The following is a 19178-nucleotide window of genomic DNA, read 5'->3' on the forward strand; positions in this document are numbered from 1 at the left end:
ATTACTTTAAAATATAAGAAGTTACTGTTCCTTTAAAATTAGGTATATAAACCGTTTGGCCTTCAGCACCTAAATCGGCAATACCTGGAGTAAAGGTAGCTATTAGAGTTCGTTCTTTGTCAGAAATAGAATATAACTCTCCCTTTCCATTATTGGTTACAACATATTGATTGCCAACTTTCACAACACCATCTAAACCTCCTAAATGATACGAAGGTTTAATAAGTTGAACCTTTTTATTAGAGATATTTACCCTATACACCGAACCTGCCACTACAGGAGAATCTCCTGGGTTAATAATATTACCTAAATCTGCTACAATTAAATCACCATTATCTACATACAGTCCATTCGGATTTGTAAAATCTTGGTTCTTAATCCAAAGCTCCAATTTATTGTTAACAATAGTATAAATACTACCACTCATTACATCAGAGATAAATACTTGCCCATCAGCAGCAATTGCAACATCATTAAAGGTTAAGGCTCCTTCAGCTGATAAGCTTTTAATAACCTTCCTTTTTTTAATATCAATAATACGCACCTTATCTTGATCTCCAACATAAAGTATATTGTTGTATATACCTAAACCACAAGGTTGATTTATGCCTTCAAGCCACTTGTAATTATCTACTTTACCACTTTTTGAAACTCTACTAATATACCCTGGAGTATCTTGGTTTACAATGTTCGAAACATAAATCCAATCGCTATTGGGGTCAGCAACAACTGATTCAGGCATTTCAAAACCATCCATTTCCCATATTTTAGATATGGGCTCTACTGAGTGCGGAACAAGCTCTGTTATGAAATTCATGTACTGCTCCATTTCACCTATCATTGCTTTACCTAACAAAGCTCCAGTTTCTTCAGAATAAGGTTTCTTTAAATGAATATCCATTAAGGCCGTATGACTCCTCCAATTTTCATAAACCACAAAGCTATTCGGATTCCCATCGATGGTATAAAATTCAAAGGATAAGTTTCCCTCCTCTTTGCGAGAGTGGGCAACATGGCTTTCGAATCGTTTAATAACCTGATCTCGATAGCCATCCTTTATTTTAAAGATAAAGAACAAGGTTTCTACCTCATCTTGTGGATTTACCTGTTTCATACCTCGCACTGTAGGTGGATTTGTTAAGCCCAAAAACATTATCTCTGGCGCATTCATTAAACTAGCTTTACCTACCTTTGCAATATTATTTGAGTGTGGCAACTGCTTGTGATACTCATAAGCTTCCTTATTATCCCAACGCGAAGAAACATAAAATACATTGTCGATATTTTTATCGGCATACATTCTCATTTCAATATTTCCAGCTTCTTTTCTCGATTCTATTACACTATGTATACAAGCCTCTCTAAATTCTGAAATAGATTCGGACTTAACTGTAAACTTTACAAGTAAATTATACATCTCATTACTATTAGTACTTTGCGCATTGCTTATAAAGAAAAGGGTACACAAAGCTATTATCAGTATATTTTTCATCTAAACATCTTTATTATAAGTTAACAACCACTTTCCCAACTAACCCGCCTTTTTCAACAGCTGTGTGGGCGTCGCGCATATCTTCGAATGGGAAAACTTTATCTATAGTGGGTTTTAAAGTTCCTTCTTCCATCATCTTTTTAATGGTATTCATATCCTTAGCACTCGATTTTACTAATAATCCTGATACATTAACACCAGCTTCTTTGGCTTTATTCGTTAAACTTTCCGGTACTTCCATTAATGCTGTACTGTAGATAGTTCCTCCTTTTTTAAGCACCTTAATAGATGTTTCAGCAGATTCTGGCCCGAATATATCCAACACAAAATCAATATCAGAGAGCACTTCTTCATATTTAACCTTATTATAATCGATATGCTCATCGGCTCCTAAAGACTTAACAAAATCACCATTCTTTGTAGAAGCAGTGGTATATACATAGGCACCTAGTGATTTTGCTATTTGTACCGCAAAATGACCTACTCCACCTGAACCACCATGTATCAGTACTTTATCGCCTTTTTTGACTCTACCTTCTAGTATCTGTAAAGCAGTAAGCGCGGCTAAGGTTGAAGCTACAGCTTCCTCGTAACTTGCACCTTGAGGCATTAAAGCCAAATGATCGGCAGGAGCAGCAACATACTCTGCATAAGCATTTCCTACACCCGGGAAATTAGCCATGCCAAACACCTTATCACCTACTTTAAAGTTACTTACCTCACTACCCACTTCGCTTATTGTTCCGGCAATATCCCAACCTAATATAATAGGACGCTCAGTGCCAAAAAGCATATTTAACATCTCATCAACATACTTTGGCTTTACATCTGCAGGGTTTAATCCAATGGCATTTACCTTAACCAATACCTCATTTTCTTTTATTATTGGTTGAGCAACTTCTTGCATAATAAGATTCTCAACTCCACCTGCTTTTGTTAATACTATTGCTTTCATATCTAACATTTTAGTTATACTATCATTTTTATAGTTGCAAATGTATGGCAAGTAATTATAAAGCGCAATAACGGTCAAATAGTATAGTATAAAAATAACAAAGAAATAACAACACAAAACACTACTAATAAGTAATTTAAACAAAAACAAAATAAACTATATTTTTTATAGTTACTACAAAACTTAATGCATTATATTTGTACCATCGTTATAAAAGTGATTGCTATGGATAGAGAAGAGTTATTTGATAAGAAACCGATGATTAGGATTCATAATAAATTATTTCCGTGCCCAACCAGTGCGGCAATGGAATTAATTGGTGGTAAATGGAAAAGCGTTATCCTAACTCATATGATTGAAGGTGAAAAGCGTTATAATGAATTACGAAAGGAGATTCCTATTATTACAGAACGCACTTTAAGCTTACAATTAAAACAACTTGAAACAGATGGATTAATTACCCGAAAAGTATTTACAAAAAAGCCTCCACTTAAGGTGGTATATTCATTAACTACATTTGGCAAAACACTAATACCATTATTAAAAACAATAACCGAATGGGGCATTACGGCTGCATACGAAAAGGATGCTTTTGTTGAAGCTGAGGAGGAATAAGTAAGTAGGATAACAAGATGGTGTATTAAAAAACTACGAAGGGCTAGGCTCCTCCGTAGTTTAGGATAAACATGTTTAAAATGTACTTTATTCTTTAATTATCTTTCCAGAAAATCGTGTTTGCATACTATCAATAACGTATAAATAGACTCCAGCACTAATACTACTCAAGTCAATACTATTGGTATATAGTTTCTGTTGCTTTACTAGATTACCGTTCATAGTATAAATAGATATCTTAGCCTCTTCAGGAACATTGCTAATGTATAACACATCTTTTACAGGATTTGGGTACAAGTTATAATTCACTTTTACTTCAGTTATATCTGACGGAATATCTGAATCCGTACTTGGTCGAACCACAACACGTGCAACAGTAACATCAGAACTGATACCATTAGAAACCGTAACTTTCACCTTATATTCTGTTTCTTCTACTACAGTAGGTGCTTTAAAAGTAACCGATGAGCCGCTATAAGATGATAATTGAATCCCATCAGGTGCTTCCCATAAAAAGCTTAAGGTATCACCCTTAGAATCTGATGCATCAAGAGAAACTTCTTCATTTCCTAAAACAAAAACATTAAATGCATTTGCTCTAACACCCTCTTTAATAATGCCCTTATAAAACCCGCTTCCTTTTAAAGCTGCCCATATCACATTTTCATCTTTCGGGTCAGGTTTAATAGATCTAATTCTGCTAGGTTGTCCTAATTGATAATTTGCTTTAGTCCAATTTTGTCCAGCATCTTTAGAAAAATAAACACCTGGATTTCTGTTACCTATACTCTTCGATTTACCAACATTTACTACTAATACATTCGGATTTACATCAGAACTGTAACACTCTTTTACAAATGGCATATTAAAAATTTTAGTCCAAGTTGTACCTTCATCTTTACTTACCCATACACCACCTTTGTTTGAACCACAAGAATAATCTCCTGCTGCGATATAAATATTCATATTGTTTTTATCAATATGCACATGGTTTACGCCCTCAATAGACGATGGTATACTAACTTTATACCAGTTATTACCACCATTTGTTGTTCTATATAAACCACCATTTACTGCTGTAGTGTAAGTAATTTTATCAAGGGCTGCATATAAAACCTTTGTGTTAGTAGGATGCATTGCTATACGTGCCACACTTCCATTGCTAGGTAAACCATTATTTATAAGCTCCCAATTAAATCCTACATCTTTTGATCGGTATACACCAAAATCATTAAAATCACTAGGCCCATTACGTTCTGTTGTTGTTGGTGTATACGATACCCATCGACTACGCGGGACACAGAAATACATAACATTAGTTCTCTCTGTATCAAACATTAAATCGTTCTGCATTATTTTATTGGCCTCGGGAGATAAAGGCGTATTAGACTTCACTGGATAACTAATATTTTTCCATGTCTTCCCTCCATCTGAAGAACGACGTAATTGTCCTCGTTCAAACTGACGGAACATCATCACGTATATCTTATTACTATCGTTAGGATGCACTGCTGCACATGATATTGATGTAGCATCATAGCTTTTAATACGCTGACCTGTTATCTGCTCTACAGCTACTCCATTAGGCTTTACTTTATTACCATCAGGAGCACTAATCCATAAACCGTGTTCGCCACTACAAAATAAATATCGATCCATATTGGTATCAACAATGATATTTTCACCAGGTAGATTACTACCGCCTCTTCCAACCCAATAATGGCTTCCCTCTGAAGTTTCATCGTCGTCAACCTGAACCCATGAATCACCATTATCTCTAGTACGTAATGTTTGTTGTTCATGAATACAAATAATATCTCCATCTGGTTTAGCTACCAACATGCGTGTACCTGCTTTAATATCTCCGGTAGTCATTTCATGGTTTAGGTGAGCATACTTCATATTCATACCTAGTGGATTGTTTCTGCTTTTCCAATAAGCCTTATCTGTATTATTAACCCAATATTTACCATTTCTACCACAAGCAATCCAGTTATCGCCACCATCTTTGGTACACCATATATCACCTGGTAAAAACGATTTATCGTGCTTAACATTGTTTGATAAGAAAACTACATTAGGATCTGTTTTACTTACTGCAATACGATTAAATACCGAATAAATAGATTTTGGCATTTTAGGGTATTTTGATTTTACACTTGCTACGGATGTATTAAACCAAAACGCCAATGCATCATAATAAAGTGTTTTGTATGGTCCATAATCAGATATCTCAGAAAAGTCATAGGCTAAATTACCTGTAATTGATTTCCATGTATTACCTCCATTGGTACTTTTATATACACCTCCTGATGTTTTAACACTCCCATTTTTATCGTCGGCATAATGTGTTTGTTCTAATAAGTATAGAATAAACTCGCCTGTTTTTTCATTGTAATAGTAATCGCCATCTCTTGGTTGATTGTAAGGGAGCCCGTCTCCTTTTTTAGTCCAATTATAACCCCCATTTGTACTTTTGTAAAATCCATAATTGGTATACGCATACACATGTTTTGAATTATTTGGGTTAACAAATATTTTAGCAACATCTAGTTTCTCATTAAAGTTGTCGGTAATTTTAGTCCAGGTTTTACCTTTGTCTTTAGATATATATATGTAACCATAATAAGTATTCCGGTATTGTTCATCACCATGTAAAGCGTTAATATGGCGCTGAATAAACTTGACCCTCCAATACTGTCCTGCACCAACATACCAGTTATTCTCATTATTAGGATCGACGGTAATCACAGAATGCTTTTTACCAAAAGAATATGTTTTTGTAAAGGTAGTGCCACGGTCGGTGGTTTTTAATAAGTTACCCTTTTCGTCGATAGCATAACCAAAATCAGGATTTTGACGAGAAAAGTCCATTGCCGTAGGACGATACATTTCACCATGGCTATCCCAATCTTTAGTAGTAATCCATGATAAACCGTTATCATGAGTATAATAAGCATTACCCATATCTAAACTCATGTGCATTGTATTCGGATCTGTAGGATGAACAAAAAACTCATCACAATATCCCGACATACCTGGTCCAAAATTAGTCCACTTCAAATATGGTGTTGAAGCAACTTGTTTATTCTTCAAATCATTAAAATTCACAAAATAATCTGATGAAGGACTTGAAGCTTTACCTTCCCAGGTAATTGCGCCTATACGCAGATTTAAGGTATTGTTAACAGCTTGATGCAAAATAATTCCTCCTCCAGTAATATATGATAAATTAGGTGTACCTGAAGTTGCATCCGTTCTAATATCACCCAAACCATTACTTAATGAGGTATGAGTATTTAAATTATTAGATATTGCTTGTTTTACTTTCATCCAAGCATAAGTATCAACATTATTAAAAACAATTTGACTCCCTGCTGCAAAAATCCCGTGCGTACTTTTTGAATAGTACCAGTTATTATTAGCATCGCGAATTAATAAGCCCACTAAATCTTGAGGCGCATCATCTTGGATATCTATAGTAACTTTACTTATGCCAACCAATGAATCGTTTTTACTAACTTTTGTTGATGAATCAAATTGACAATAAGCATATGATCCTGCAGTTTCTGAATCATTAATAAAAGCCAATGAGTTACGATGATGACCATTGGTGCTAGAATACAGAAAACCAATTGGTCCCCAGTTACTCGAATTTGTTGGTGCATAAGCACTCCATTCAAACTCAGTATTAACAGAACGGCTAAATTTTGTACTGCCCTGGTTATAGAAATTAACAGCTGCATTAGCAAATCGAGGATTATTAAAATTCTCTTTTAACTGCATATGTTGCACAGCAAATATTTTTGCTGAAATAAAAAAAACGAGTGTAAATAATTTTATTGTCTTATAATACATAAAATATATTTTAAGTGTTGTGTTATTGATTTAGGTTATTCAACCTATAATTAAAATGAATAGTTTATTGTTAAACTATAATAAACCAAATTGTGTGTCTTAGTTTTACTGTGAATATATATTCACTTTCTTCTTGTTTCAATACATAGAGTAGAATTTTAATTGGGTTAATAATTATAATATAATTACTTCGGATTAATTATCAGATAAAGAGCACATATCAAATAGCATTGCATTTTTTGACAATGAGTTAGACTTAAGATATAAATAATAAAGCCAAATACAAACTTATAGTATATTTACCGAATTCAACGTTCATCAGAAAAAAACCCAGCAATTTTAATAATCATAATATTTTATTGATCTATTTTAACATAGTACAATGATGAAAATGCATCCGATTACATTTTGTTAAATCAGTACTATAGTTCAACAATTTATTACAATTGCTATCTAACTAGATGAAGTTGTATAGAGTTGTAAGGGGTTTCGAGAGTGACACATTGATTATCAGTAATACAGCTTAGTTTTTCTCGCATAGTATTTGCTTCGGGATAAAAAATAACTAAACTACTATGGACTGGAAGTCCATAGGTTTCCTTTACGACTAAAATCATTTATATCAGCGGATATCTGACTAAAAATAGAAACTAAAATTTCACTCTTTAACTCGTTTTACAAAATCACAAATTGACAGTTTTGGCGCATAGCTAATATGTAGATGAACATGATCCTTGCTTACATCTCCCTTTAGTATATTGACATCAAGAATATCACATACTATTTTTATTTCATCGCTACAGCGTATTTATTTATCGCCTATTAATACTTGAAAACGATATTTTGTAGCAAAAACAATATGTGCTGTTAATTGATATACACTATGAGAACCTTTTAGCAAATACTTCATAGAATAAAAATAAGGATTTTTAGAAGCTAAAGTCTTGCATTAAAATGCATAGCTTATACAAGCAGAAGAAACAGTCAATAAAATCAAGATGGTACTCGTAGTATTTCAATACATCTTTAAACAGCTTCTATATTAGAATATACCGGAAAAATATATTTAACCTAAGGTTATTAGCAACTATGAGTTAAATAATGTTGATTTACACTCACTTATAGCAATATTTTAAGATATGACTAAAAACAAAGAGGGATGACATTATTAAAAATGCACATCCCTCTGGATCTATTAATATTTTCTTTGTTGAAGGTAGAAAATACACCTTTCTAAACTATAGTTTACGCAGTGGTTCTGGGGTTTTAAAGCCTCCTTTGGGCTCACCATGTTCAATATCGTGAACATTAAACCTAGGTAGTATTTTCTGCAGCTTTTTATTCTCATTCATATGGTTTTCGCTAAACTTGCTCCAATCGGTAATTTGCGGATAGCTAATTAAATCATCGGGCTGAGCCGTAACATCATAAGTTCTGCCTACACCATCAATCAATACATATTTACCACGTATTAATTGTTTATCCTGATGGTAAGAGTAAACCCATTGGCGGTGCTCCTTTTTATTAGTAGTTAAATATGGTATCAGGCTAACTCCATTCACCTCGTAACTATCCGGAATTTGAACTCCCATCACTTCGGCTACAGTTGAGTATATATCTGCTGTATTGGCAACAATATCTTGCATGCCCTCTTTCGTCATATCTAAACATGGTGCATAAATTATCATAGGCACATGCACCCCTTTTTGAACAGCCGGACTGTTTTTTCCATATCCACTAGTACCATTATCGGCACAAAAAATGAATACGGTATTGTTGGCCTCACCCATTTCTTCAAGCTTCTGCATATATAACCAAACTTGATAATCGATATAATTGATGTGCGAGTGTATACCCGGCTCACTAATGGTTCCATGGGTATTGTAGTCACCATTATCGCCCGTTATCTTAGGTTGCGTGCGGGTATACTTATTATTTTCCCATTTCACCTTTGGGGTTGCAGGCCATTTATTACGGGTTTCTTTATTTATATCACTGCTGAAGAAATCCCATCCATCGTGACCGAGGTGTGTGGTATGATACACAAAAAATGGTTCTTCCTGCTTATGTTTTCTATCCATAAAATCAAATACAAAGTCGAGCTCCACATCAGGACCATAGGTATGTAAACCGTATTCTTTTCTGGATTTAGGGGTATTGGGCCACCATTCAAATTTGGTTTTACTATCTGGATGATTCATTAACTGAACATGAGGTTTCCAGTACCAACCGAATTGTTGATAATAGTTTACCTCATCGCCTGTATCCTCATTAATTAGTACTCGTTTGCCGTTCACCTTTTTTTGTACAATTTTAAAATCGGTATACTTGTTTTTAAGACATTCGCGCTGCGTTTGCCCTCCTGGAGTAAATACTCCCTCATCAAATCCGAATTGATTAACTCCGCCCATTTGGGTTTTACCGGCCCATATAGAAGCGTAACCACCTGCCTTAGCAACATGTGCAATGGTATGTGGTGAACTAATGTAAACCGGAACCGATTCCTTTTTACCTGACTCGTTGGTATATTTACCTTTGTCTTTATTATGCCACCATTTGTGTAAATGTGCATATCGACCTGACATCATCATGGCTCGTGCTGGCATACATATGGTTGCCGACCAAGCATCTTTTATTACAACGCCTTGGTTTGCCATTTTATCTAAAACGGGTGTTGATGCTCTGTATTGAGGATCGCTGGTATTGCCACCTTGGGGTGGTTTGCTCCATACCGAAGAACCATAAATAGGTAATTCGCGAGCGCTTATATCATCAGCAAAGAAGATAATAACATTGGGTTTCTTTTTGGCTAAAAGAGAAGTTGGCATTAGAGTAAATACCACCAATAATAGCAGTAAAGATCTAGTATGAATCATACTTAAATTAATTAGTTGTTTGTATCCGAAATATCCTTTGTAAAATATGGAGTAAAAAGGGCTTTGTTCGGGTAGTAATGACTGTAAATAGAGGCGGTTTTGGTAGAAACTAACTTGGACTTATTAAGGAGTACACTTATTATTAAAAAACTCCCGAACAGAATGAATTCTGATTCGGGAGTTTATGAAATGCAATTACCAATATTATTGATAACGCAAAGGTTGCATTAATCGCTTACAGCAAGGTGCAATTTAAGCTGCTAAAAAATAATTACCTCAGCAATAGACCACGATCCGTTTGCGCTATTCGCTAAAGGCTGCAATGCTATTTGCATAATACGATCGTTAATATTTGCGAATTGAGATAACTCAATGGTATAAGTTTTAAATTCAGCATCCTCTTTCGAGATGGGAATACTAATCCACTCTTGTTTGCTCCAGTCCACTTGTCCAGTTTGTTCTTGCCAAAAATTGCCTATCATATTACGACTGAATATTGAGAATTTCATTTCAGATGCAGCACTACTATTTTTTATCTTAAAACTTACCTTTGTACATAATTTAGAATCGGTAAATAACCACGGAGCACTCTGAATAATGGCATTTTCAGCAGATACTTTGCCCGATAGTGTTCCATTAGAATAAGCTAAACTTACACCTTCTAGCCCCTTCCAGCCCATGGTACTATTTTTAAATTCAAATGGTCGCCCCGGAGCAGGATACATCCTATCATCTTCTGGAATAAGAATAGTTTCATCCTTATTAAAGAAGACCGGCTTTAAACTAGCTCCACGATAAAAAGCACTAATATCATGATTCTCTTGTAGTACGTACTTCTGCCCTTTCCAATCGAAGAAACTAGTATGCCCGCCTGATAAAAAAGCTCCTTTAAAAGTGTAGGGCCCGTATAAATTTTTCGACATGGCATATCGGCTACCAAAAACTAAATAATACCAATCATTACGTTTAAATAAAGTAGGCTTATCTTCGGCACTTACTTTGTTACCTGCTTCATCAATAATTTTAATGGCCTTAGGTTCTGTTTCTAATGATTTCATATCCTTTGCCAAAGTAGACATGTAATAAGTATTTACACCAAAACATATGGTATATACCTCATCCTCAATATAAATTTCAGGATCGTAAGGGTGCACTGGAACAATGCCCTTTGGTAATAAGGGTTCTCCTAATAAATCGCGGTACTCGCCAGTTATTTCATCGGCCACCATAACACCTGTATCGATATTTCTGTTAGAAAAGAACCAATAGTACTTACCATCGCGCTCACATACATCGCCTGCCCAACAATTTGGTTTATCGCCAATATATGATTGCGAGGGTAAAATATTTCTACGATGCTCCCAGTTGACTAAATCAGTGGTTGACCACACCTCCCACCTATCCATGCGGAAAGATCCTTTGCCTTCCCATGATTCATCATGACCACAAATAATATAAACCGTATCGTTCTCAACCCAAGCATGTGGATCGGCCATTCCATGCTCTGGCACTATTACGTCAACACTAATCGCTTCTATTTTTTCTTCTTGCTTGCTTTCCTTAGGCTTTGGTGCAGAACAACTGAAAAGAGCAATTCCCATAATTAGGGATATGTATTTTAATTTCATGTGATTTTTTTATAATTTCTACTAAAGTGACTTTCAGATTAATATTTAGACTATCAAAAGAAATCACGTTGAATTATTCTAGATTCTAATAACTATTACACAACCCCTTCGCCAAGGGAGTGTAACAATTAAATAAGATTCATTATAATTCCATGGCTATGAAGTCAACCATATTTAACCATTATATAATTATTCTCTACTCTAGTTTAATAGTTAAGGTTTGTGTTTCTAAGCCTTTTGCGGATGCTTTTATGGTAACTGTTCCTGCTGTCTTATTCGATTGAACAAGAGCCAAACAATGTCCTTCGTTAGTGACTACTCTATCCGACTGAAAATCCTGTGTACTCGATTTTGAGCCATTATCTACACCTAATAATCGTACATCACCATCAATCTCAAAAACAATTTCAGTTTCTTCTGTTTTAACAGGATTACCATCTTTATCAACCAATTGAGCTATTAAATGTGCTACATCATAGGCATCCGCCTTAAGCGATGATTTATCGCTTGTAAATTCAATAGCTACCGGCTTACCCGTTGTTTTTAATTCGGCTTTTACTCTAGCTCCATCAAATCCTGCTTTAGCAGTAATGGTACCTGCTTGATAAGGCACTGCCCATCTAAAAATGCGATCAGGACATTCTGAAAGTCCTCTGCAACCCAATGAAACACCGTTTAAGAAAAGCTCAACTACAGGAAGATTAGAACAAACCTCAACCAATACCATTTCGCTATCCTGATAATTCCAATGCATGTTAGAATTATCCCAGCTCATGGCCTTTTTGTTTTTAGCTACCGGTTTACCACTCAATTCATCAATTTTAAATAATGAGCCTTCAACCGGTTTTGTACCTATAGAAATATGGGGCTGATTTATCCAAATGCTTTTAAAGTAGTTCCACTTTTGTTTTTTAAATCCGGCAAAATCGAGCATATCACCATCCCAACCCTTTTGAGGCCATTTTTGGTTTGCTTCGCCCATGTAATCAATTCCAGTCCACATGTACATACTAAAAACCATAGGATTTTCAATAATTGAATTCCACTCACTTAGTAAACCTGTATTTTCGTTACCCGTAAATAACATATCAGGATAATTTTTCTTACACCAATCGTACTGGGCAATTTGATAACTAAAACCAACCACATCGAGCGCACCGGCATATCCCGAGGCACAACTGGCTACTGGTATAATTAAATTAGCCGTTACTGCACGTGTAGTATCTAAATCTTTAACCCATTTAGCAAGGCGTTCTGCGGTTTCTGCTAGTTTATATTTTCTATCGGGTAAAGCCTCGTAACGTGCTTTCATTTCATCGGCAGAAATTTCAGGTATCTTATTCCAATAACCTCCTTTTGATTCTGGATCCCATAAACCACTCACATGTTTATAGTGCTCATAAGTCCACTCTATTTCATTACCAATACTCCACTGAAATACCGAAGGATGGTTTCTATCGCGAAGGATTGTTCTGGTTAAATCGCTCTTTCCCCATTGCTGAAAATGCTCTGTATACCCTCGGGTAATGTATTTAACCGATCGCTCGTTAAGGTTGAATTGCTTGTCTTTAGGGTTATCCATTTCGTCGAATATTTCGTTCTGAACCAAGAATCCCATTTCATCACAAATATCTAAGAAATCGGCCGAGAAAGGATTGTGCGAGGTACGTATGGCATTAACACCTGCATCCTTAAGCAATTGCAATCTGCGACGCCAAACACCATCAGGAACTGCAGCTCCTACCAATCCGCCATCGTGATGGAGACAAACTCCCTTAACGTAAGTAGACTTTTCATTTAAGAAAAAGCCGTGATCTTTATCGAATCGAATACTTCGGATACCAAAAGGTGTGGTGTAAGTATTTAGCACTTTATTTTTCTGCTTTAGCTTAGTGATTACCTTATACATATTCGGATTTTCCGTATCCCAAAGCTTAGGGTTCATCACTTGTACATTTTGAGTGATAGTAGTTTCCTTGCCACTTTCTAATTTAAGATCAGAATCAGAAGAACCAACTATTTTACCATTGGCATCAATTACTTCGGATACTAATACAAACTCGCTTGACTTATCGCGGGTATTAATCACTTGTGACTGAATAGATACACTTGCCTTTTCGGCACTCACCTCGGGTGTTGTAACAAAGGTTCCCCAAATAGGAATGTGTAATTTATCGACTGTGATTAGTTTAACATTACGATAAATTCCGCTTCCTGTATACCAACGGCTATCGGCATAGCGAGAGTGATCAACATGAACTGTGATAATATTATCAGCTGAGTTTTTATTTAAATACGGTGTTAAATCGAAATACACAGGAGAATACCCGTACGGATTTTCGCCCAGTCGCTTTCCGTTTATCCAGAATGTGGCATTGTTATAAACACCATCAAATAGCACGAAGGTTGATTTTTTATTCTGATTTTTTGGAGTTTTAAAATGCTTTTGATACACTCCTACTCCACCAGGCAAGTAGCCTGTACAGCCTTCCAATTTTTCATCGAAGGAGAATTCTACACTCCAATCGTGCGGCAGACGAACATCGCGCCAATCACTATCATTTAATGGTAGTGAAGTTGGTACTTTTGTATCCTCTAAAAGAGTGAACTTCCAATTAAAATTGAAATCTTTTGTGTGTTGTTGCGCTTTTGTATGCATGGATACTTGCAGCATACAAATGCACATTAGAGTTAAAATTGTTTTTTTCATCGTTATTATTTGTTTGTATTACTTTTTTGAATGGCTAGTGGTTAATCCTGCCTGTAGGCAGACAAGTATCAATTATTGATATAGATTTAACATTTTGTTCTCAATGCCCTAAAAGGGAATTATTGGTACCGCCTAAGATCACTTCTTGCATCATGATGACGCAATACTGTAGGTAAGCAGGTAATCATTAAAGAAGCACCTCGTCATTCCGAGGTACGAAGGAATCTCAAGGTGCCTCTTAATTCTAATTATTAATGATGATTAACAGCTTGCTTAACTTAAAGCAAGTTATCACCTATACCTAAGTTTCTTATTTTAATATGGCTTTATACCAACCGCTTCCCCAAGCTGCCGACCATAGTATTTTTTCGTTGTACGGATCGGGCTTAAAGTCTGTCATTTTATCTGGCTGACCAATACCTTTATTAATTTTTTTCCAACTAGTGCCTCCATCTAATGAAAGGTATAAACCTGGATTTTTAAACTGCTTTAGTTTATCACCGGCTTGTGCTGGTACAATTACGGTAATAATATCAGAATTTAACGGAGATACTTCTGTTTGCCAAACATATGGGGCATCAAAAAACTTCTTCCAAGTTTTACCATTGTTTGTACTTTTATATACTCCTCCTGTATGCAATTCGCCACCTCTGTAACCACAAGAAATAAACATGTCGTGGTTATTTCTATCAATAAATAAATTATTAACCCCTTGTATATCTGCTGGGATATTTACTTTTTCCCAAGTCTTGGTTTTATTTTTAGAAACGTACAATCCTGAAGGTTCTTTGCCATTGAAGTTATTCAATGAAGCGTAAATTATTTCTGGATTTTTTGGATCCATTGTTAAACGACGTACACTACATTTCTCAGGCAAGCCGCTATTCTGTAGTTTCCAGGTATAACCCCCATCAGGCGAATAATAAACCCCATAAGCTCCTTTAGACATTACGCTTTCCTTGGCCGATTGTCCTACTTCTTGTATGGCTTTTCGGATAGTACAGAAGTACATATTATCCGGATTATTAGGATCAATTAATAAGGATGCTTGCGTTGCAATTCCTTGCCAAGATCCGTTTTTACCTACAAAAATAGTTGAGATATTCTCCCATGTTTTTCCACCATCCGTTGATCTGCGCATTTTACCACGGTGCTCTTGTCGCCATCCAATGGTATAAATAATTTTAGGATCGTTTGGATGCACTGCCACTGTAGAAGCAGAATGTAACCCGTGGTTACCATCAACATCGTGCACCTGACCTTCTATTTGCCTTACAGCAACGGCATCCTTATCGGGATAATTGCCCAAAGGAGCAGTCTCAAATAAGCCATGCTCTCCCGAACAAAGAATATATCTTTCTTTAATACCCGTTTCTAATAACATAAAACGCCCGGGTAAATCACTATCGCCGCGGCCAACCCATGCATTACTGCCTGGAGCTGTTTCGTAGTCGTCAACCTGCTGCCATGATTTTCCACCATCGCTAGTTCGCTGCGTTTGTTGCTGAACACCAATAAACACATCTCCTTTACACGTTATGGCTAAAGAACGGCTACCAAATCTGATTTCGTGCAATTGATCGTTGGCTGCCCGTACATGCGCAAACTCAACATTTGCTCCTGTTTCCATACCCTTGCTTTCCCAGTAAGCATTATCCTTACCGTTAATCCAATAGGTTCCGGCACGTGCCACTATTTTCCAAGTTTTACCACCATCTTCTGTTTTCCAAGCATCGCCAGGGCCAAAACTTTTATCGTGACGCTGATTGGCCACTAAATAAATCTCATCCTTATTAGTAGGATTAACCACCATCCTGTTAAAGATAGAATAGGTATTTTTAGGAAACTCAGGATATACTTGCTTTGATTTTACACCAAACCAATAGCTCAACACCTTGTGATAATTACCACGGTGATACTGGTCTTTAATTTGATTAAAATCGACCCCTAAATTACCTGTGATACTTTCCCAACTTTTTGCACCATTGGTAGTTTTATATACACCTCCTTTTGTATTTATACTCTTTCCATTAGGCTCATAAACAGTTTGCTCAACCACATATAATACAAACTCCTTTGTTTTTGGATTGTAATAAGAAGCCATATCTCGTGGTAAATTATTGGGTAAACCTTTACCTGCCGATTTCCACGATTCGCCGGTATCGTTGCTTACAAACACACCATAATTGGTGGCAATAAACATTTGCTTTGGCTTAGCCGGATTAATTATTATACGCGCCACATCTAAATCGGGCGAAATGTTAGTAGCTACTTTTTTAAATGTTTTACCATGATCAGTAGTTTTGAGCACATAACCATATTGGGCTCTTTTGTCTTTTTTACCATGTATAAACTCTTGTGAACGGTGGTTAGATTTTACATTCCAGAAATCGCCTGCACCAACAAACCAAATATCATCGTTTGTAGGATGAATAGCCATTTTAGTGTGCGCATTATAGCTCGATTTTTTTGCTCCTTTAATGGTATGAACCAATTCCCATGAACGACCTCTATCATTGGTTTCAAAAATTTTGCCTCTACGTTCTAGGGCCAAACCAAAATCAGGATTTTGAGTTGAAAATACAATATCATGTACCCGCTCCAAGTCCTTTCCATCTCCATCATAATCTTTAATGCTATGCCACGATTTACCATCATCCCAACTACCATATGCAACATGCATATCTGGCCCCATAAACATAACATTTGGATCTGTAGGGTGACACCAAAACTCTTCGTTATAACCAGACATCCCTGGTCCAAATTGCTTCCATTCGATGGATTGCTCTGAAGTAACTCTCTCTGTTCTTACTCTCTTAAAAAACTTATCCTTATCCTTCGCATAAAGCTGAGACACCATAAGGACAGCTGCAAACAATGTGAATATTCCTTTTTTTATTACCATACTAATTATAAGGTTTAAAAATGTACCATTCTAACATGGCACAGAAATTACGATTTATCGGTATGCAAAATGCCTCAAATAATTGACTCTGCAACCACCTGAGGCATTCATATTTAATCACAAAAAACTATACAATCACCACAATGGGGTAATTTTATAATGTCAAATAGAGGGTAAATGAACCTTGAAACATGGAGCTATAAAAACTTACCCTGATTGTAGGCTTTTCGCTATGAAATTAATATTGATTTGGCTTTTTATTTTCGCCACCACAAGCCGCCTTTATGGCTCTCTCACGAATCGCTTTTTCTTTATATACATGCTCAGGATGGGCATCGGGCCAAAGGTTATTTATATTCCCTTTATTCCATTCTGTATAATCTGCTTTAAGTTCATTCAATTTCTCAGGCATCGCTGCAGCTAAATTAAATTGCTCTAAAGAATCTGTTTTCATATTAAATAAGAACAACTCCTGACGAACCTCTTCTTTAACCAGTTTGTAATCGCCTTTACGCACTGCATATCCTAAACCATCAGAATAACGCCAAAATATTTTATCGTGTGGTTCATTGTTTACTTTTCCTTTCACATAAGGTAATAAATTGGTGCCATCTAAATCAGCACTCTTGCTATAATTAATTTGAGTAGCTCCTAAAATAGTTGTGAATATATCGTAAGCTACAATTGGCTTATGATATTGCTTTCCTCCTTTTAAACCAGCAGGCCATGTCATTAAAAACGGAACCCTAATACCTCCTTCAAATAAATTCCCTTTTCGCCCTCTATAGGGTTCTTGACGAGTACCAGAACCGTGGCCACCATTATCACTATAAAAAAAGAATAACGTATTTTCATACTCCCCAGCTTCTTTAAGTTTGGCAATTACCTTACCAATACCCTCATCCATACCTACAACTAAACCGCCATATGCTGCACGTTTTCCATTTTCAATATGTTCGGTTTTATTCAAATATTCCTTGGTAGCCTGGATAGGTGCATGGGGTGCATTGTATGCTAAGTACATAAAAAATGGCTTATCACTTTTTGTATAGTCATCAATATAATTAATGGCTTCATTTGTAAAGTCATCAGTTAAATAACCCTGCTCTTCCAATGGAACTGGCTCTCCATTACGTCGAATCAGATGCCATGGTAATGACTTTTTATCCCAACTTTGTCCCCAATAATTTCGAGCACCTCCGGTAAAACCATACCAATCGTCGAAACCTCTTTGAGTAGGCCAAAACTGAATACTATCGCCCAAATGCCATTTCCCTATGGCGCAGGTATTATAACCATCCTCTTTTAATACATTTGAAATAAAAGTTTCATTGGTTGGTAAACCTTGAGGTCCATCAAGATCTTTACTAAGGTTGTTACCGCAACCAAAACGCGCCTGGTACTTACCCGTAAGTAATCCTGATCTACTGGGACCGCAATAAGAATGCGAGGCATAACCTGATGTGAAAATTACACCATCACTGGCTAAGGCATCTAAGTTTGGTGTTGGTATATCGGTACAACCATTGAAGCCAACATCTCCCCATCCTAAATCATCAGCCAAAATAATAACCACATTGGGTTTCTTAGCAATTGTTTCTTTGTTAGGTTTTGTATGGTTTGTACAACTTAAGGCTGCCATAGCAAAAAGAGCCACAGCTAAGTAACCACGCCAAAGGTTTAAATTCAATAATTTATTCATAAAATATCAGTTTTAAATATTGATCAATGCTTGCGAATTTATCCTTATAATTAAGAATCCTATTTTTTAAAACACATCAATAACTAGACATTCCTATTTTTCATAAAATTACCCCTGATTAATGGTTTAAATTCACCTATTTTACTTAGAAGTTGTTGAAAGTCGTGCTGAAAAACTGCGAGTAGCATCTTAATTTTATGAGATTGAAACATGTATTTTATTTTGTCTCATAGAACTCTCGTTTCATTGACTTCGGCTAATTTTTATTCCGTAACTAAGGCTATGCAAGAAAAATTGAGTCTTGTCACTGAAAGCAATATGTCACTCTCGAAATTTCCAGACAACCTTAAACAACTTCTTATGTAAAACTCATCTTATCATTACTCTTTAATATATTTTTACTACAAAACGGTGTAATTGCAAGTTACTTTTACAAG

10 protein-coding genes are annotated in these 19178 nt (G+C 35.9%); 1 reads left to right on the plus strand and 9 read right to left on the minus strand.

The features are described from left to right. Nucleotide 1: 1 nt before the first annotated feature. Nucleotides 2-1417, minus strand: coding sequence for an antibiotic biosynthesis monooxygenase (locus A8B35_RS07045; RefSeq protein WP_068471928.1), 1416 nt, complete (start codon nucleotides 1415-1417; stop codon nucleotides 2-4). A gap of 88 nt (nucleotides 1418-1505) precedes the next feature. Then, complete coding sequence (locus tag A8B35_RS07050; protein WP_068471961.1) at nucleotides 1506-2447, minus strand: NADP-dependent oxidoreductase; 942 nt, start codon at nucleotides 2445-2447, stop codon at nucleotides 1506-1508. A 225-nt stretch (nucleotides 2448-2672) separates the two neighbouring features. Here A8B35_RS07050 and A8B35_RS07055 point away from each other — a divergent pair, with 225 nt between their 5' ends. After that, nucleotides 2673-3062 (plus strand): winged helix-turn-helix transcriptional regulator, encoded by a 390-nt coding sequence (locus tag A8B35_RS07055; protein WP_068471930.1) that lies wholly within the window; start codon nucleotides 2673-2675, stop codon nucleotides 3060-3062. An 87-nt stretch (nucleotides 3063-3149) separates the two neighbouring features. On the opposite strand, the gene A8B35_RS07060 is transcribed toward A8B35_RS07055, so the two are convergent. From A8B35_RS07060 to A8B35_RS07090, 7 genes are all read right to left on the minus strand, one after another. After that, complete coding sequence (locus tag A8B35_RS07060; protein ID WP_075602598.1) at nucleotides 3150-6920, minus strand: VPS10 domain-containing protein; 3771 nt, start codon at nucleotides 6918-6920, stop codon at nucleotides 3150-3152. 658 nt (nucleotides 6921-7578) lie between these two features. Continuing rightward, nucleotides 7579-7728, minus strand: coding sequence for a transposase (locus A8B35_RS23855; RefSeq protein WP_083634357.1), 150 nt, complete (start codon nucleotides 7726-7728; stop codon nucleotides 7579-7581). Nucleotides 7729-8158: 430 nt separating this feature from the next. Beyond that, entirely contained in the window at nucleotides 8159-9796 is a 1638-nt protein-coding gene (locus tag A8B35_RS07070; RefSeq protein ID WP_083634356.1) for a sulfatase-like hydrolase/transferase, read from the minus strand. Nucleotides 9797-10056: 260 nt separating this feature from the next. Continuing rightward, nucleotides 10057-11424 (minus strand): family 43 glycosylhydrolase, encoded by a 1368-nt coding sequence (locus A8B35_RS07075; RefSeq protein ID WP_068471933.1) that lies wholly within the window; start codon nucleotides 11422-11424, stop codon nucleotides 10057-10059. A gap of 196 nt (nucleotides 11425-11620) precedes the next feature. Next, nucleotides 11621-14134 (minus strand): glycoside hydrolase family 2 TIM barrel-domain containing protein, encoded by a 2514-nt coding sequence (locus A8B35_RS07080; RefSeq protein WP_068471935.1) that lies wholly within the window; start codon nucleotides 14132-14134, stop codon nucleotides 11621-11623. Nucleotides 14135-14444: 310 nt separating this feature from the next. Continuing rightward, a complete protein-coding gene (locus A8B35_RS07085) occupies nucleotides 14445-17039 on the minus strand; it encodes a sialidase family protein (RefSeq protein ID WP_068471936.1) in 2595 nt (864 codons plus the stop codon). Nucleotides 17040-17277: 238 nt separating this feature from the next. Further along, nucleotides 17278-18741: a sulfatase family protein gene (locus tag A8B35_RS07090; RefSeq protein WP_222844112.1), complete on the minus strand. Its 1464-nt coding sequence runs from the start codon at nucleotides 18739-18741 to the stop codon at nucleotides 17278-17280. Nucleotides 18742-19178: the final 437 nt, after the last annotated feature.

Source organism: Saccharicrinis aurantiacus, assembly GCF_001660705.2.
In the GTDB taxonomy this organism is placed as follows: Bacteria; Bacteroidota; Bacteroidia; order Bacteroidales; family Marinilabiliaceae; genus Saccharicrinis; species Saccharicrinis aurantiacus.